Annotated in this window: 16 protein-coding genes and 1 pseudogene; 14 read left to right on the forward strand and 3 right to left on the reverse strand. The window is 61.7% G+C overall.

Annotated features, from left to right (window positions below; translation table 11 throughout):
* Window positions 1-164: 164 nt before the first annotated feature.
* From BC363_RS24235 to BC363_RS24300, 14 genes are all read left to right on the forward strand, one after another.
* Window positions 165-1,445 carry a sugar ABC transporter substrate-binding protein gene (locus BC363_RS24235; RefSeq protein ID WP_244519942.1) on the forward strand — a complete coding sequence of 427 codons (1,281 nt, stop codon included), beginning with the start codon at window positions 165-167 and terminating at the stop codon, window positions 1,443-1,445.
* Between the two features lie 181 nt (window positions 1,446-1,626).
* Window positions 1,627-2,523, forward strand: a complete 897-nt coding sequence (locus BC363_RS24240) for a sugar ABC transporter permease (protein ID WP_065785509.1) — start codon at window positions 1,627-1,629, stop codon at window positions 2,521-2,523.
* A complete protein-coding gene (locus tag BC363_RS24245) occupies window positions 2,523-3,389 on the forward strand; it encodes a carbohydrate ABC transporter permease (protein WP_065785508.1) in 867 nt (288 codons plus the stop codon). The genes BC363_RS24240 and BC363_RS24245 overlap by 1 nt, the downstream gene beginning before the upstream one ends.
* A gap of 4 nt (window positions 3,390-3,393) precedes the next feature.
* The gene (ugpC, locus tag BC363_RS24250; RefSeq protein ID WP_065785507.1) at window positions 3,394-4,491 is read left to right on the forward strand and encodes a sn-glycerol-3-phosphate ABC transporter ATP-binding protein UgpC; all 1,098 of its coding nucleotides are present in this window, start codon (window positions 3,394-3,396) and stop codon (window positions 4,489-4,491) included.
* Between the two features lies 1 nt (window position 4,492).
* Window positions 4,493-5,605, forward strand: a complete 1,113-nt coding sequence (locus BC363_RS24255) for a mandelate racemase/muconate lactonizing enzyme family protein (protein WP_065785506.1) — start codon at window positions 4,493-4,495, stop codon at window positions 5,603-5,605.
* 11 nt (window positions 5,606-5,616) lie between these two features.
* A complete protein-coding gene (locus BC363_RS24260; RefSeq protein WP_065785505.1) occupies window positions 5,617-5,967 on the forward strand; it encodes an L-rhamnose mutarotase in 351 nt (116 codons plus the stop codon).
* Window positions 5,960-7,039, forward strand: a complete 1,080-nt coding sequence (locus tag BC363_RS24265; RefSeq protein ID WP_065785529.1) for a Gfo/Idh/MocA family oxidoreductase — start codon at window positions 5,960-5,962, stop codon at window positions 7,037-7,039. The genes BC363_RS24260 and BC363_RS24265 overlap by 8 nt, the downstream gene beginning before the upstream one ends.
* A 2-nt stretch (window positions 7,040-7,041) precedes the next feature.
* The gene (locus BC363_RS24270) at window positions 7,042-7,488 is read left to right on the forward strand and encodes a MaoC/PaaZ C-terminal domain-containing protein (RefSeq protein ID WP_065785504.1); all 447 of its coding nucleotides are present in this window, start codon (window positions 7,042-7,044) and stop codon (window positions 7,486-7,488) included.
* 10 nt (window positions 7,489-7,498) lie between these two features.
* Window positions 7,499-8,233: an SDR family oxidoreductase gene (locus BC363_RS24275; RefSeq protein ID WP_065785503.1), complete on the forward strand. Its 735-nt coding sequence runs from the start codon at window positions 7,499-7,501 to the stop codon at window positions 8,231-8,233.
* 25 nt (window positions 8,234-8,258) lie between these two features.
* A complete protein-coding gene (locus BC363_RS24280; protein ID WP_065785502.1) occupies window positions 8,259-9,104 on the forward strand; it encodes a fumarylacetoacetate hydrolase family protein in 846 nt (281 codons plus the stop codon).
* Window positions 9,105-9,125: 21 nt separating this feature from the next.
* Entirely contained in the window at window positions 9,126-10,403 is a 1,278-nt protein-coding gene (locus BC363_RS24285; RefSeq protein WP_065785501.1) for an L-fuconate dehydratase, read from the forward strand.
* A gap of 244 nt (window positions 10,404-10,647) precedes the next feature.
* Window positions 10,648-11,625: a C4-dicarboxylate TRAP transporter substrate-binding protein gene (locus tag BC363_RS24290; RefSeq protein WP_065785500.1), complete on the forward strand. Its 978-nt coding sequence runs from the start codon at window positions 10,648-10,650 to the stop codon at window positions 11,623-11,625.
* A 159-nt stretch (window positions 11,626-11,784) separates the two neighbouring features.
* The gene (locus BC363_RS24295) at window positions 11,785-12,297 is read left to right on the forward strand and encodes a TRAP transporter small permease (RefSeq protein ID WP_065785499.1); all 513 of its coding nucleotides are present in this window, start codon (window positions 11,785-11,787) and stop codon (window positions 12,295-12,297) included.
* Window positions 12,294-13,607: a TRAP transporter large permease gene (locus BC363_RS24300; RefSeq protein WP_065785498.1), complete on the forward strand. Its 1,314-nt coding sequence runs from the start codon at window positions 12,294-12,296 to the stop codon at window positions 13,605-13,607. Before BC363_RS24295 ends, BC363_RS24300 begins: the two co-directional genes overlap by 4 nt.
* Window positions 13,608-13,655: 48 nt before the next feature.
* Here BC363_RS24300 and BC363_RS24305 read toward each other — a convergent pair whose 3' ends face one another.
* From BC363_RS24305 to BC363_RS24315, 3 genes and pseudogenes are all read right to left on the reverse strand, one after another.
* Entirely contained in the window at window positions 13,656-14,951 is a 1,296-nt protein-coding gene (locus BC363_RS24305; RefSeq protein ID WP_065785497.1) for an MFS transporter, read from the reverse strand.
* 38 nt (window positions 14,952-14,989) lie between these two features.
* Window positions 14,990-15,385 (reverse strand): MarR family transcriptional regulator, encoded by a 396-nt coding sequence (locus tag BC363_RS24310; RefSeq protein WP_065785496.1) that lies wholly within the window; start codon window positions 15,383-15,385, stop codon window positions 14,990-14,992.
* A 94-nt stretch (window positions 15,386-15,479) separates the two neighbouring features.
* Window positions 15,480-15,920, reverse strand: a pseudogene (locus BC363_RS24315) (helix-turn-helix domain-containing protein); the annotation flags it as partial.
* Window positions 15,921-16,111 lie beyond the last annotated feature (191 nt).

Below are 16,111 nucleotides of genomic sequence, written 5' to 3' on the forward strand. Positions count from 1 at the left end.
AAAGCCGCCGACAAAAGGAAGTTGGCCCTTGACGGGTGATAAAATTGTTGTTTGTATATGAATTAGTTTCTCACAAATGAGAAATGCGCGCCGGGATGAGGGCGCGCTTCAGTGGAGGAGAGGTTATGAACAGGCTGCTTTCCGGCGTCTCGGCCGGAGTCATCATGCTTGCCAGCGCAGTGGGAGCGGCCGGCGCCGCGGAACTGCCCGGCAAGTTCGAAGGCGTCACCATCGACGCCAAGCTGATCGGCGGACAGCAATACGAAAAGCTCTATGAGCGGATCGCGGAATGGGAAAAGGCGACCGGCGCCAAGGTCAACATCCTGTCGAAGAAGAATCACTTCGAACTCGACAAGGAGATCAAGTCGGACATCGCCACCGGCGGAATCAGCTGGTGCGTCGGCTCGAACCACTCGTCCTTTGCCCCGCAGTATCCCGATATCTACACCGACCTGCTGGCGTTGCTGCCGCCGGAAGAGGTCGCGATGTTCGTGCCGGCGGTGATCGACGCCTCGACGCTCGGCGGCAAGCTCGTCATGCTTCCGCGCGCGCAGTTCGACGTGTCGGCGCTCTATTATCAAAAGAGCCTCTACCAGGACGACGCCAAGAAGGCCGCTTTCAAGGAAAAGTACGGCTACGACCTGACACCGCCGGATACCTGGGCCCAGGTCAGCGACCAGGCCGAATTCTTCGCAGCACCGCCGAACTTCTACGGCACGCAGTTCGCCGGCAAGGAAGAGGCCATCAACGGCCGCTTCTATGAGATGCTGGTCGCCGAGGGCGGCGAATATCTCGACAAGGACGGCCGTCCGGCCTTCAACTCCGAAGCTGGCGTCAAGGCCCTCGATTGGTTCGTCAAGCTCTACAAGGACAAGGCGGTTCCTCCGGGCACGACCAATTATCTCTGGGATGATCTCGGCCAGGGCTTCGCCTCCGGCTCGATCGCCGTCAATCTCGACTGGCCTGGCTGGGCCAGCTTCTTCAACGACCCGAAGTCGTCGAAGGTCGCCGGCAATGTCGGCGTCAAGGTTCAGCCGGCGGGCTCCTCGGGCAAGCGCACGGGCTGGTCCGGTCACCATGGCTTCTCCGTCACCGAGGATTGCGCCAACAAGGAAGCGGCTGCGTCGCTCGTCTGGTGGCTGACCAACGAGGACAGCCAGAAGCTCGAGTCGGCGACCGGCCCGCTGCCGACACGCACTGCCGTCTGGGAGTACAACATCAAGGCCGCCGAAGGCGACGCCTACAAGACCGAGGTGTTGCAGGCTTTCCAGGAAGCGGCAAAGCACGCATTCCCGGTTCCGCAGACGGCGGAATGGATCGAAATCTCCAACGCCGTTTATCCTGAACTCCAGGCCGCCATCCTTGGCGACAAGACGTCGAAGGAGGCGCTCGACGCCGCTGCCGAAAAGGCAACCGGCATCCTGGAAGACGCTGGAAAGCTCTGATCGCAGATAAGGAAGGCGGCGCCGATACCAGGGTGTCGGCGCCGCCTTCGTCATTTACTGCGTAATTCCCCGGATCGGGATCGGTTGGGGAGAAATTATGCAGCAAGTTTAAAACCTTGCAGCGTCTTTTGCGCGTCATGTCTGACGTGCGGCGCTGCGATGTCACCCTCAGGAATGCCTGATGAAGCTCAAGAAACTGTCCGCGCCGGTCCTTCTGCTGCTGCCGGCCTTTGTCGTGCTGGCAGCGGTCATCGTGCTGCCGCTCGTCTTTTCGTTCTATTCGAGCTTCACGCCGTTTCGGCTGACCAAGCCTGAAACGCTCTGGATCTTCGTCGGCCTGCGCAACTACATCACGGTGTTGAGCAACTGGGATTTCTGGGTTGCCTTCGGCCGTACCGTCCTGCTGCTCACCGTTGCCCTGAACACGGAGATGCTGCTGGGTCTCGGCCTGGCGCTCCTCGTCAACAAGGCCACCCATGGCCAGCGGCTGCTGCGCACGGTGATGATGTTCCCGATGATGTTTTCACCGGTGCTCGTCGGCTTCCAGTTCAAGTTCATGTTCAACGACAATATCGGTTTCGTGAACAACGCGCTGCAGTCGCTCGGGCTGACGGACCGCGCCATCCCTTGGCTGATCGACGGCAACCTTGCGCTGATCTCGATCATCATTGCCGAGGTCTGGTCGTCGACCGCGGTCTTCGCCATCCTCATTCTCGCAGGTCTTCTGGCCATGCCGAAGGATCCGGTCGAGGCGGCGCATGTCGACGGCTGCACGCCGTGGCAGACCTTCCGCTACGTCACCTGGCCCTATCTCATGCCGTTTGCCTTCATCGCCATGACGATCCGCTCGCTCGACGTCGCCCGTGCCTATGACATCGTGAAAATCATGACCGATGGCGGACCGGCCAAGCGCACAGAACTCCTGTGGACGTTGATCGGCCGCACCGCCTACGCCGATGCGCGCATGGGGATGGCGAATGCCATGGCCTATGTCGCCATCCTGCTGTCGATCGTCTTCACCGTCTATTTCTTCCGCAAGCTCGCCGCCGCGCGCCAGCAGATCGGAGCCGAGTGGTAATGGATATCAATTCGTCGCATCGCCTGCGCCGGCGCCTCCTGAAGGCGGCGCACCTGATCGGGCTGTTTCTCGCAATGGCGGTGATCTGCCTGCCCGGCCTCTGGATCGTGCTGTCGTCGCTGCGACCGACGGTGGAGATCATGGCGAAGCCACCGGTCTGGATTCCGGAAGACCTGTCGCTCGACGCCTACCGCGCCATGTTCGCCGGCGCCGGGCAGGGCGGGGTTCCCGTCTGGGACTATTTCCGCAACTCGCTGATCATCTCCGTTACGTCGACGGTAATCGCTCTGGCGATCGGCATGGCCGGCGGTTATGCCTTTGCCCGCTATCGCTTCAAGGCGAAGTCGGCGATCTTCCTCGGCTTCATGCTGACACGGGCCGTGCCCGGCATCGCGCTGTCGCTGCCGCTGTTCATGATCTATGCCCGCACCGGGATCATCGACACGCATTTCAGCCTGATCCTGACCTATGTCGCCCTGAACGTGCCCTTCACCATCTGGCTGATCGACGGCTTCTTCCGCCAGGTGCCGAAGGATCTGGCCGAAGCCGCACAGATCGACGGCTGCACACCCTGGCAGGCCTTCTGGCAGGTGGAGTTTCCGCTTGCCGGTCCCGGCATTGCGTCCGCCGGCATCTTCGCTTTCCTCACATCCTGGAACGAATATGCGCTGGCCTCGCAGATCACCCGCTCGGTCAACTCGAAAACCCTGCCTGTCGGGCTGCTCGATTATACCGCCGAGTTCACGATCGACTGGCGCGGCATGTGCGCGCTCGCGGTGGTCATGATCGTTCCGGCCCTCACGCTCACCTTCATCATTCAAAAGCACCTCGTTTCGGGCCTCACCTTCGGCGCGGTGAAAGGATAAATTCATGGCTCCTGTTACCCTCAGGAAACTTGTCAAACGCTATGGCGCGCTCGAGGTCGTTCACGGCATCGATCTCGAGGTGAAGGACCGCGAGTTCATCGCGCTGGTCGGCCCGTCGGGGTGCGGCAAGTCGACGACGCTGCGCATGATCGCCGGCCTCGAAGACGTCAGCGGCGGCGCCATCGAGATCGGCGGCCGCAAGGTCAACGACCTGCCGCCACGCGCCCGCAACATCTCGATGGTCTTCCAGTCCTACGCGCTCTACCCGCACATGACGGTCGCCGAGAACATGGGTTTCTCGCTGAAGATCGCCGGTCGCTCCACTGATGACATCAAGGCGCGCGTCGAGGAGGCTGCGGCCATCCTCGATCTCGGCCATCTGCTGGAGCGCCGCCCGTCACAACTGTCCGGTGGCCAGCGCCAGCGCGTGGCGATGGGGCGTGCGATCGTGCGCCAGCCCGACGTCTTCCTGTTCGACGAGCCGCTGTCCAACCTCGACGCGAAGCTGCGCACCCAGGTGCGCACCGAAATCAAGAAGCTGCATGCCCGTATGCAGGCGACGATGATCTATGTGACGCATGACCAGGTCGAGGCGATGACGCTTTCCGATCGCATCGTCATCATGCGCGACGGCCATATCGAGCAGGTCGGAACGCCGGAAGAGGTGTTCCAGAAGCCCGCGACGAAATTCGTCGCCGGCTTCATCGGCTCGCCGCCGATGAACATGGACGAGGCGGTGGTCGACAATGGCCAGTTGGTGTTTGCGAGCGGCGTTCGGCTGCCGATCCCGCCGCGGTTTGTCGGCGCACTCCGTGCTGGCCAGAAAGTCACGTTCGGCCTGCGCCCGGACGATATCTACCCCACGGGTCACGGCCTTCACGCTGGCGATGCCGCTGCCGTGCACGAGGTCGAGCTGCCCGTCACCATCACCGAACCGCTCGGCAACGAGACGCTGGTGTTCATCCAATTCAATGGGCGCGACTGGGTTTCGCGCATGCTCAATCCGCGCCCCCTTCGCTCCGGCGAAAGCGTGCGCATGAGCTTCGACCTCTCCCGCGCCCATCTCTTCGACATCGAGACAGGAAAGGCTCTGGAAGGCTGACATGGCAAGGATCGAGAAAATTGAACTGCGTATGGTCGATCTGCAGCCGAAGGTGAAGCGGACCGACGCGATCCAAAGCTTCGTCAGCCAGGAAACGCCGATCGTCACGATTACCGATTCCGATGGCGCGACGGGCACCGGCTACAGCTACACGATCGGCACAGGCGGCTCTTCCGTCATGCGCCTGCTTTCCGACCACCTGGCTCCGATCCTGATCGGCGAGGACGCCGATCGCATCGAGGCCATCTGGCACAAGATGGAGTTTGCCACTCACGCCACCACCATCGGCCCGATCACGGCGCTGGCGCTGGCGGCCGTCGATGTGGCGCTCTGGGATCTGCGCGCGAAAAAGCAGAACCTGCCGCTCTGGAAGCTCGCCGGTGGCGCCAAGGACAATTGCCCGCTCTACACCACCGAAGGCGGCTGGCTGCATATCGAAAAGGAGGCCCTCGTTGAGGATGCGCTCCAGGCCAAGGCGAAAGGCTTTTCCGGTTCCAAGGTCAAGATCGGCAAGCCGCACGGCTCCGAGGACTATGATCGACTGTCGGCGATGCGCAAGGCGCTCGGCGACGGCTTCGAGATCATGACCGATTGCAACCAGGGTTTTACCGTCGACGAGGCGATCCGCCGGGCCGCACGCCTGAAGGAGCTGGATCTCGCCTGGATCGAGGAACCGCTGCCGGCCGACGATCTCGATGGCCATATCCGCCTGACGCGCTCGACCCCGACCCCGATCGCCGTTGGCGAATCCATGTATTCGATCCGCCATTTCCGGGAATACATGCAGAAGGGAGCCTGCTCGATCGTCCAGGTCGACGTCGCCCGCATCGGCGGCATCACCCCTTGGCTGAAGGTCGCCCATGCGGCCGAGGCGTTCGATATTCCGGTCTGCCCGCACTTCCTGATGGAGTTGCATGTCAGCCTCGTCTGCGCCGTGCCGAACGGCAAATATGTGGAGTACATTCCGCAACTCGATGAACTGACGACGAAGGGCATGGAGATCCGCAATGGACGCGCGATCGCACCGTCCGAAGCCGGCATCGGCATTGCCTGGGACTGGGATGCCGTCAAGGCGCGCTCGATCGATGAATTCACCCGGGAATTTGTGAAGTAGAGGAGGTCGCCATGCAACGGATGGGAATGGTGATCGGTCTTCAGCCCGAAAAGATCGCCGAATACAAGAAATTGCACGCCGCCGTCTGGCCGGAGATCCTGGCGCTGATTTCCGAATGCAACGTCACGAACTATTCGATCTTCCTGAAAGAGCCGGAGAACCTGCTGTTCGGCTACTGGGAGTATGTCGGCGAGGATTTCGCGGCGGATATGGCCAGGATGGCCGCACACCCGAAGAACCAGGAGTGGTGGTCGGTGTGCATGCCCTGCCAGAAGCCGCTCGAAATGCGCGGGGATGGCGAGTGGTGGGCGATGATGGAGGAAGTTTTTCACCACGATGGGAAGGCTCCCCACCGTGACTGACGACTTCGACCCTTCAGCCCTGCAGCAATCCTGGCCGACACCTGAGAAGCCGCGGCCGATCGTCATCTTCGGCGCCGGCAGCATCGTCGACGACGCGCATCTTCCGGCCTATCGCAAGGCAGGCTTTCCCGTCGCCGGCATCTTCGACCCGGATGTCGAGAAGGCAGCAGCGCTTGCGACCGCGTGGGGCATTCGGGCGTTTGCCACCGAGGCCGAGGCGCTGGCGATCCCCGATGCAATCTTCGATCTGGCAACGCCGCCGGCCGCGCATGCGGCAATCCTGTCGAAACTGCCAATCGGCGCGGGCGCCCTGATCCAGAAGCCGATGGGCGGAGATCTGGATGCGGCGACGGAGATTCTCAACATCTGCCGCGACCGGCAGCTGAAGGCAGCGGTCAATTTTCAGCTGCGTTTTGCCCCGATGATGCTGGCGCTGCGCGATGCGATCGGCAAGGGCCATCTCGGCCAGGTCGTCGACTTCGACGCATGGATTGCGCTCGCCACACCCTGGGGCCTCTGGCCGTTCCTGAAAGGCCTGCCGCGGATCGAGATTGCCATGCATTCGATCCATTATCTCGACCTGATCCGCGGGCTGCTCGGCAATCCCGACGGTGTTCACGCCAAGACGATCGGCCATCCCAATCATGAGGTGGCGCAGACCCGCACGGCGGCCATTCTCGACTATGGTGACAGCGTGCGCTGCGTGCTGTCGGTCAATCACGACCACGATTTCGGCCGCAAGTTCCAGGCCTGCGAGTTCCGCATCTCGGGAACCGAAGGGGCCGCCTACGTCAAGCTCGGGGTCAATCTCGACTATCCGCGCGGCGAGCCCGACGAACTCTGGATCCAGCCGGCCGGCGGCAAGGAATGGATCGAGGTTCCGCTCAAAGGCGCGTGGTTCCCGGATGCTTTTACCAATCGCATGGCCAACCTGCAGCGCTTCGTCAGCGGCGAGGACGAACAGTTGATCGGCTCCGTCGACGACGCCTGGCAGACCATGGCGCTGGTCGAGGCCGCCTACCAATCGAGCGCGCGGCCCGCAACCGCGATCGCGCCACTTCCCGGACGGTGACGATGGCAGAACAGACAATCCATTTCGAAGACTATGAACTCGGCCATGTCAGGCTGACCACGGGCCGCACGATCACCGAGACTGACTTCGTGGTCCATGCCGGACACACGGGCGACTTCTTCCCGCACCATATGGATGCCGAATTCGCCAAGACCTTGCCCGGCGGACAGCGGATCGCCCATGGCACCATGATCTTTTCGATCGGCGTCGGGCTGACCGCGTCGCTGATCAATCCGGTCGCCTTTTCTTATGGCTATGATCGGTTACGGTTCGTGCGTCCGGTTCATATCGGCGACACCATCCGCACCCGCGTGACGATCTCCGCCAAGGAGGACGATCCGAAGCGGCCGAAGACGGGACGTGTCGTCGAACGATGCGAAGTTATCAACCAGCGTGGCGAGGTCGTCCTTGCCGCCGACCATATCCTGGTCGTCGAACGCAAAGCATGAGGGATCAACAATGACAACGGGTCTTTCGGGTAAGGTCGTCCTGATCACCGCCGCAGCCCAGGGCATCGGCCGCGCCACAGCACTTGCCTTTGCCAGGGCCGGCGCGAAGGTGCGTGCCACAGATATCAACGTCGACGCGCTCGCAGCACTTGCTGCGGAAGCCGATGTCGAGACCCATCGGCTCGATGTGCTCGATGGCAGCGCTGTCGAGGCGCTGGTTGCCAAGATCGGCCAGGTCGATGTGCTCTTTAATTGCGCCGGGTTCGTGCATGCCGGATCGATCCTCGACATGAAGGATGCCGATCTCGAGTTCGCCTTCGATCTCAACGTCAAGGCGATGATCCGCACCATCCGCGCCGTGCTGCCCGGCATGCTTTCGCGCAAGGATGGATCGATCATCAACATGGCTTCGGTCGCATCGAGCATCAAGGGCGTGCCGAACCGTTTTGCCTATGGCGTGACCAAGGCGGCCGTAATCGGCCTCACCAAATCCGTCGCCGCCGACTATGTCGCCGACGGCATCCGCTGCAACGCGATTTGCCCCGGCACGGTCGAAAGCCCCTCGCTGCAGGATCGCATGCGGGCACAGGGCGATTACGACACGGCGAGGGCCGCCTTCATCGCCCGCCAGCCGATGGGACGGATCGGCACGCCGGAAGAGATCGCCGATCTCGCCCTCTACCTCGCCGGCGCTACCTATACCTCCGGACAGGCCTATGCCATCGATGGTGGCTGGACCATCTGAGCACTCACATCAGGGATAAGACACCATGAAACTTCTTCGTTATGGCGAACCGGGACAGGAAAAGCCTGCAATCATCGACGCCGGCGGCACGCTGCGTGATCTCTCGGGCCATGTTGCCGATTTCTCGGGCGCGGCGCTGGATCCTGCCAAGTTGGCGGAACTGAGCAAGCTCGATCTCGCCAGCCTTCCGGCCGTTGCCGGCAGCCCGCGCCTCGGCCCCTGCGTCGCCGGCACAGGCAAATTCATCTGCATCGGCCTCAACTATTCCGACCATGCCGCCGAAACCGGTGCGACTGTTCCCTCCGAGCCGATCATCTTCATGAAGGCGACGTCGGCCATCGTCGGCCCCAACGATGATCTCGTCATTCCGCGCGGCTCCGAGAAGACCGATTGGGAAGTCGAGCTCGGCGTCGTCATCGGCCGCAAGGCGAAATATGTCAGCGAAGCTGAAGCCCTCGACTATGTCGCCGGCTATTGCACGATCCACGACGTGTCGGAGCGTGCGTTCCAGATCGAGCGGCAGGGACAGTGGACCAAGGGCAAGTCCTGCGACACCTTCGGCCCGACCGGCCCATGGCTGGTGACGAAGGAGGAGATCCCCGATCCGCAGAACCTGCCGATGTGGCTCAAGGTCAACGGCGAGACGATGCAGAACGGCTCGTCCAAGACCATGGTCTATGGCGTCGCCTATCTCGTTTCCTACCTCTCGCAATTCATGTCGCTGCAGCCAGGAGACATCATTTCGACCGGCACGCCGCCGGGCGTCGGCATGGGCATGAAACCGCCGCGTTACCTGAAGGCCGGCGATGTCGTCGAACTTGGCATCGAGGGTCTCGGCACACAGAAGCAGTCCGTGCGCGCGGACGACTGATTTATACACATTGGAGCAAACATGACCCGCATCACCGATCTGCGCGTCTTCGATCTGCGCTTTCCCACATCGCAGAGCCTCGACGGTTCCGATGCCATGAACCCGGATCCCGACTATTCCGCGGCCTATGTCATCCTCGACACTGATCACCCCGGATTGGCGGGCCACGGCCTGACGTTCACGATCGGGCGGGGCAACGACATCTGCTGCATGGCGATCAAGGCCATGCAGCATCTCGTCGTCGGCAAGGACACGGCGGAGATTCTCGCCAATCCCGGCCGGTTCTGGCGACACCTGACCAGCGACAGCCAGCTGCGCTGGATCGGCCCGGAGAAGGGCGCCATTCATCTCGCGACCGGTGCCATCGTCAACGCGGTCTGGGATCTGCTTGCCAAAGAAGCCGGCAAGCCCGTCTGGCAACTCGTCGCCGACATGTCGCCGGAGGAGATCGCCGACATCGTCGACTACCGCTACATGACGGATGTGCTGACCCGCGACGAGGCCGTGGCGATCCTCAAGCGCGCCGAGCCCGGAAAGGCCGAGCGCATCGCGACGCTGAAAAACGGAGGCTATGCCTGCTATACGACGTCTGCCGGCTGGCTCGGCTATGACGACGACAAACTGCGCCGACTGGCGCAGGAAGCGATCGACCAGGGCTTCAACCACGTCAAGATGAAGGTCGGGCGCGATCTCGCCGACGACATTCGCCGCTTGACGATTGCGCGGGAAGTGATCGGCCCGGATCGCTACCTGATGATCGATGCCAACCAGGTCTGGGAAGTCGGCGAAGCGATCGACTGGGTCAAGCAGCTTGCCTTTGCCAAGCCGTTCTTCATCGAGGAACCGACAAGCCCCGACGATGTCGCCGGTCACCGCAAGATCCGCGAGGCCATCGGCCCGGTGAAGGTCGCGACCGGCGAAATGTGCCAGAACCGCATCATGTTCAAACAGTTCATCGCCGAAGGCGCGATCGACGTCGTACAGATCGATTCCTGCCGCATGGGCGGCCTGAACGAGGTGCTCGCGGTCCTGCTGGTGGCGGCGAAGTATGAGCTCCCTGTCTGGCCGCATGCCGGCGGGGTCGGGCTCTGCGAATATGTCCAGCACCTGTCGATGATCGACTATGTCGCCGTGTCGGGAACCAAGGATGGCCGGGTGATCGAATATGTCGATCACTTGCACGAACACTTCCTCGATCCCTGCGTCATCCGCAACGCCGCCTACATGCCGCCGCAGCGGCCGGGCTTTTCGATCGAGATGAAGCCGCAATCCATCGAGGATTACACCTTTCCAGGTTGAAGGTCCGGATCGTATTCGCGACTGTATTTATATATAATATCTGCATTCATCGTATTCTTGGCAAAGCCGTCGCAGGATTTCTGCGGCGGCTTTGCCGTTTTCGGCAATCGGCGTGCGTTGAGCCGCCCACAATAACATCAACTATCTCGAGACATTGCGCTTGACGCTCACGACTCATTCGTAAATAACTTATTCATTCGCTTATGAATGAATTCCGGAGGGGAGTCCGGAACAGGAGGATCCAATGAAAAAGCTGATGCTCGCGGCCGCCATGGTCGCTCTGTCCTATTGCGGTAGCGCCAATGCGCAGGAATACAGCCTGCGCTTCTCGACCTCGCAGGTGAATCCCAACGAACCGATCGTCAAGGCGATGAAGACCTTCTCAGAGCGCGTCGAGAAGCGGTCCGATGGTCGCATCGCGATCACCGTGATGACCGGCGACCAGCTCGGCGCGCAGAAGAAGGTCAACGAGATGGTGATGAGCGGCGCCAGTCTGCTCAGCGCCACGGACTATGGCCAGCTCGGCCAGTTCGTGCCCGACATGTCGATTCTCGCCGGCCCTTATGTCTACCCAAGCCTCGAGGCGACGGATCGCCTGTTCGCATCGGATCTCTACAAGGAATTGTCGGCCAAGCTTGAAGCGCAGGGCATCAAGATCATCATGCCCAACGGTCTCTTCGGCTACCGCCACATCATTTCCAACAAGCCGGTTCGAAGCCCGGCGGATCTTGCTGGCGTGACGATCCGCGTGCCGTCCTCGCCGATCATGATGGCGACCTTCGGAAGCTACGGCGCACGCCCGACGGAACTGCCCTGGGGTGACGTCTACAATGCGCTGCAGACCGGTGTAGTCGACGCCGCCGAAGGCCCCTTCGGCTCGATCGCCGGCGCGAAACTGAACGAGACCCGCAAGGTTGTCTCCAAGACCGGCCACCAGATCATGTTCACCGCCTGGGTTGCATCCAGCCAGTTCTTCAACGGCCTGCCGGAAGATCTGCAGAAGATCCTCCTGGAGGAGGGGCAGACGATCGCCAAGGAACTGACTGAGACGACGCTCGAAACCGACGATGCCTACGCCAAGCAGCTCGCCGATTCCGGTGTCGAGATCGTCACCGACGTCGACGTTCCCGCCTTCGTTGAGGCGTCGCGCGTCGCCTATGACAAGGTGCCGAACATCACTCCCGGCATCTACGACCGTGTGCAGAAGGCGATGGCCGAGTAGGGCGGGCGAGCCGATCTCGGCTTGCACGGGGCGCCGGCTTTGCCGCCGACGCCACATCGGCCAACTAGCTCACACGGAATGTCAGCCAGGCCGGCCGAGCCGAAAATGGGTGGCGCATGACGCCACCCATATCCTTCTCTCCAAGTGACCGAGGCCGCCATGGAAACCTCACACCTGCCTGAAGAGACCATTCCTCTTCTCAGTTTTCGCCGCGCCGACGAGGCGATCGGCGTTGTCGCACTCATCGTCATCGTCTTTTCGATCCTTTGGGGCGTCGTCAGCCGCTATATCTTTCCGCAACCGGCCGCCTGGACCTACGAGCTGGCGATCATGGCCTTCGCCTACCTCGTCTTCTTCGGCGCCGTTGCCGGCGTCCGTCTGGGGACGCATGCCGCGATCGACGTACTGGTCACGACCTTTCCGTCGAGCTGGCAGAAGGCAATTGCCTGGTTCAATTACCTGCTGCTCGCCGTCTTCTTCGTGGTGATGACGGTGCTGTTTGCCTGGCAGGCCTGGACGTCGCGCCACGTCCACACCATCGCCCTCGACCTGTCGCGCAGCCTCTCCTACGGCCCGCTCGCGCTCGCATCCGCCGGCATGTTCGTCCAGCACCTCATCGTCGAAAGACCGTGGACCGCCCGGGTGCATCGCAATGTGGAATCGCTGATATGACCTTCTTTCATCTTGCCGGCCCGTCGCTGCTGGTCGTCGTGCTCTTCCTGCTATCGACCCCGATCACCTGGGCGATGGCGATCGGAGCGCTGGCGTTCTTCCTCATCAACATGGATATGATCCCGCTTGCCAACTTCGCCCAGGAAATGGCCGAAGGCAGCCAGTCCGTGTCGCTGCTGGCGCTACCGCTTTTCGTGCTTGCAGGCTGCATCATGAACGCCTCGGGCATCACCCGCCGGCTGCTGAACCTCGCCGATGTCCTCGTCGGCCATATGACCGGCGCGCTCGCCCAGATGTGCACGGTGCTCGGCACGCTGCTTGGCGGCTTGACTGCGTCCGCCAACGCCGACGCTGCGATGCTTGCGAAAACCCTCGGCGTCGAAATGTCGGAGAGGGGATACAGCCGTGCCTTTGCTGCGGTCATCACCTCGTCCGCCGCCATCATCACAAGCCTGATACCGCCGTCGATCGGTCTCATCGTTTATGGCTTCCTCGCCGAAACCTCGATCGGTCGGTTGTTTGCAGCCGGCGTCGTGCCCGGCCTCGTGCTTGCCGGCGGCCTGATGATCACCACCTACTTCATTGCCAAGAAGCGTGGTTACAAGCCGTTGCGCAAGGAGAGGGCGACCCGCGCCGAAGGCATGAAGGCGCTCGTCGACGGCCTTTGGGCGCTCTCGATCCCCGTCGTCATCTTCGTCGGCACCCGCTACGGCCTGTTTACGACTACAGAGGCGGGCGCGGTCGTCGTCGTCTATGTGCTGTTCGTCGCCGTTTTCGGCTACCGCGAGTTCACCATCCGACAGATCCCCGAAGTGCTCGCCGAGGCGGTGCGCGATTCCGCTGTGGTCATGATCATGATCTGTGCTGCTGCAGCCTTCGGCTTCTACCTCGCCTGGGAACAGGTGCCGCAGGCGATGTCGAGCTGGCTCGGCGGCGCAACCGACAACCCGCTGTTGATGTTGCTGCTGATCAACGTGCTGCTTATCGTTATCGGTACTGCGATTGAGGGCTCGGCGGCGCTGATCATCCTGACGCCGATGCTGATCCCGATCATCGATGGCGTCGGTATCGATCGCGTGCATTTCGGGGTCGTCTTCATCACCAACCTGACCATTGCCGGCATCACACCGCCGGTCGGCGGACTGATGTACATCTCATCAATGGTGCTGAAGGTTCCGATGATGGCCTATGCGCGCGAAGTGTTGCCCTATCTCGCGATGATGATGGTGCTGCTCGTGATGCTCAGCATGTTCCCGCAGCTTTCGCTCTGGCTGCCGAACCTCGTTTACGGGACGACGGCCGTTCAATAAGTCGGTGCCGGCCGCAGTGGAGAACCGCGGCCGGCAAATACTGGTGCCCTAGCTTGCCTGCGGCACCAGGCCCGCCGGTGCACGCCGGCCGACGGTCAGAACCAGCATTGCTGCGACGATGCACAACAGTCCGGCAGCAATCAGCGCCGGCGTGTATGTCTCGAGCGACGTCCTGCTTGCGCCGGCAAGGAACGCGGCACTCGCCGCGCCGAGCTGGTGTCCGGTGAACACCCAGCCAAAGACCAGCGCCGCCCGCTCCGCGCCGAAGCGTTCTGCCGACAGCTTCACAGTCGGCGGCACGGTCGCGACCCAGTCGAGGCCATAGAAGATGGCGAAGATCGACAATGTGTAGATGTTGAAACCGCTAAACGGCAGGAACAAGAGCGATAGGCCGCGAAGGCCGTAGAACCAGAAGAGCAGCCAACGATTGTCGTAGCGATCGGAAAGCCAGCCGGAAAAGACTGTACCGACCAGGTCGAACACACCGATCAGCGCCAGGAAGCCTGCTGCACCGACCGCTGCGATGCCGACATCGCCGCAGATCGAGACCCAATGCATCTGGATCAGGCCATTGGTGCTGAAGCCGCAGACGAAGAAGGTAGCAAACAGCACCCAGAACGTGTTCGAACGGGAGGCTTCCTGCAGCGCCTTCAGTGGCGAAAGCAGCAAGGTTCGCAGGTTATGCTTCTGCGCCGGGGCCGGCACGATCGCCCGGCCGCCATAGGGTGCCAAACCGAGATCACCAGGCCGATCCTGCATGAAGAGGAGCACCAGAAGGAAGGCGAAGGACAGGACGGCGATGACGACGGTGAGGGCGGTTCGCCACCCGATCGCCTCGGTAAGTGAAGCGAGCAGGGGCAGGAACACGAGCTGGCCGGTGGCATTGCTGGCCGTCATCAGGCCGACGACGAGGCCGCGCCTCTTGTCGAACCACCGCGTTGCGACCGTGGCGCCGAGAACCAGCGCGGTCATGCCCGTCCCGACACCGAGAACCACACCCCAAAGCGCCACCATCTGCCACAACTGCGTCATGAAGAATGAAGCGACGATGCCGCTGACGATCAGAAGCAGTGCTGCGGATACGACTTTCCTGACGCCGAAGTGGTTCATGAAGGCCGCGGCAAACGGCCCGAGCAAGCCGAAGAGCACGAGGCGAATGGCAAGCGCAAATGAGATCTCGGCATTCGACCATCCGAACTCGGTTTCGAGCGGCTTGATCAGAACACCGGCGGATCCCATCGCGCCGGCGGTCGCCAGCATGACGAGGAACGTGACGGCCGCGACGGCCCAGCCATAATGGATGTCGCGTTTGGCGAGATAACGCGCGAGCACCGGTCCGAACATCGGCCATTTCCTTCCGTCGATCGATTGTGTTGAGTTTGCTAGAGAGCCTGTAGCAACGCCGTCAGTTGGGCAGATGCTTCATCGCCGAGCTTGGCCTCGATTGCTGTCTGCACTCCATCCCACAGGGGGGCGCCGTCACGCAGGACCTGGCGACCTTTGTCAGACAATACGACAACCGATTCCCGCTGATCCTGACCGTTCGCCATCGCGACCAACTCCATCTTCTCCAGGACCTTTACGTTTCGGCTGACGGTCGAACGCTCCAATTCCGTACGGTGCCCGAGGTCCGTCAGCGAAATCGGCTCAGCCCGCTGGATGTTACGCAACAGGCTGAACTGGGCGAGATTGACGCCGATCGGCGCCAGCGCTTCGTCATAGAGCGACGTCACTCGTCTCGAGGCCTTGCGCAGCAGGATGCAATAACAATAGGACATATTGCGTGTATATACACACAATATGTCGGCGTCAAGTTCGGTGTGCGAACTCGGCCCCGAGCGGTGGTAGCCGCCGATCAGTCAGCCGGCGAGGGCGACGTTTGCGGCGGCCTTCCGGTAGATGCCGAAAGAGCTCCAGCGCATAATCTTCCTTGCCGTAGATGAAGCGATAGATCGTCTCGGTGCAGACACGCACGGCGCTCACGCCATCGGCGAGCAGGCGGCCGGCGATCTGTTCCGGTGACCAAAGCGCCTACAGCTGCTCGATCACCAGTTCGCGCAATTGCGGGTGCCGCATCAGCTTCCTCAGACGCCGCCGCCGCTCTTTGCGGATGTCGTCAGCAACCGTTGGGAAGTAGCCGCTATAGTCGGGCAGCTCACGATCGTGGAATGTATTGCGCCTGATCTCGCGATAGATCGTCGATCGGTGACGGCCGAGTTGGCGCGCCATTTCATTGATCGGCAGTTTACGTTCGACAAAGTGGAAGAGGCGGCGGCGATCAGCCAGATTCAGCTGCGAACAGCGTCGTGACATCCCAAAATCTCCAAAGGGAAACCATTGAAATCATTGGCATGTCGCACTTGAAAATAGAATGTACCCGGCTACACTCAATGTCACAGCTGATTAGAGATGCGGCGCCGCCAGCCAGTTAGAAATGCGACACTCGACACCTCTGCTGGCGCTGACGGTCAGCCCCCGATCCGCCCGGCTGGTCCGGGTTGCAA

The sequence above is a fragment of the Ensifer sp. LC384 genome, from assembly GCF_001695865.1.
In the GTDB taxonomy this organism is placed as follows: domain Bacteria; phylum Pseudomonadota; class Alphaproteobacteria; order Rhizobiales; family Rhizobiaceae; genus Ensifer.

What these genes read in the sequence shown, in the direction of transcription:
- BC363_RS24285 (WP_065785501.1), top strand. Translation starts at nt 9,126, where the DNA reads ATGACCCGCATCACCGATCTGCGCGTCTTCGATCTGCGCTTTCCCACA.
- BC363_RS24275 (WP_065785503.1), top strand. Translation starts at nt 7,499, where the DNA reads ATGACAACGGGTCTTTCGGGTAAGGTCGTCCTGATCACCGCCGCAGCC.
- BC363_RS24305 (WP_065785497.1), bottom strand. Translation starts at nt 14,951, where the DNA reads ATGTTCGGACCGGTGCTCGCGCGTTATCTCGCCAAACGCGACATCCAT.
- BC363_RS24300 (WP_065785498.1), top strand. Translation starts at nt 12,294, where the DNA reads ATGACCTTCTTTCATCTTGCCGGCCCGTCGCTGCTGGTCGTCGTGCTC.
- BC363_RS24290 (WP_065785500.1), top strand. Translation starts at nt 10,648, where the DNA reads ATGAAAAAGCTGATGCTCGCGGCCGCCATGGTCGCTCTGTCCTATTGC.
- BC363_RS24240 (WP_065785509.1), top strand. Translation starts at nt 1,627, where the DNA reads ATGAAGCTCAAGAAACTGTCCGCGCCGGTCCTTCTGCTGCTGCCGGCC.
- BC363_RS24280 (WP_065785502.1), top strand. Translation starts at nt 8,259, where the DNA reads ATGAAACTTCTTCGTTATGGCGAACCGGGACAGGAAAAGCCTGCAATC.
- BC363_RS24310 (WP_065785496.1), bottom strand. Translation starts at nt 15,385, where the DNA reads ATGTCCTATTGTTATTGCATCCTGCTGCGCAAGGCCTCGAGACGAGTG.
- BC363_RS24260 (WP_065785505.1), top strand. Translation starts at nt 5,617, where the DNA reads ATGCAACGGATGGGAATGGTGATCGGTCTTCAGCCCGAAAAGATCGCC.
- BC363_RS24255 (WP_065785506.1), top strand. Translation starts at nt 4,493, where the DNA reads ATGGCAAGGATCGAGAAAATTGAACTGCGTATGGTCGATCTGCAGCCG.
- BC363_RS24270 (WP_065785504.1), top strand. Translation starts at nt 7,042, where the DNA reads ATGGCAGAACAGACAATCCATTTCGAAGACTATGAACTCGGCCATGTC.
- BC363_RS24295 (WP_065785499.1), top strand. Translation starts at nt 11,785, where the DNA reads ATGGAAACCTCACACCTGCCTGAAGAGACCATTCCTCTTCTCAGTTTT.
- BC363_RS24245 (WP_065785508.1), top strand. Translation starts at nt 2,523, where the DNA reads ATGGATATCAATTCGTCGCATCGCCTGCGCCGGCGCCTCCTGAAGGCG.
- BC363_RS24235 (WP_244519942.1), top strand. Translation starts at nt 165, where the DNA reads ATGCTTGCCAGCGCAGTGGGAGCGGCCGGCGCCGCGGAACTGCCCGGC.
- ugpC (WP_065785507.1), top strand. Translation starts at nt 3,394, where the DNA reads ATGGCTCCTGTTACCCTCAGGAAACTTGTCAAACGCTATGGCGCGCTC.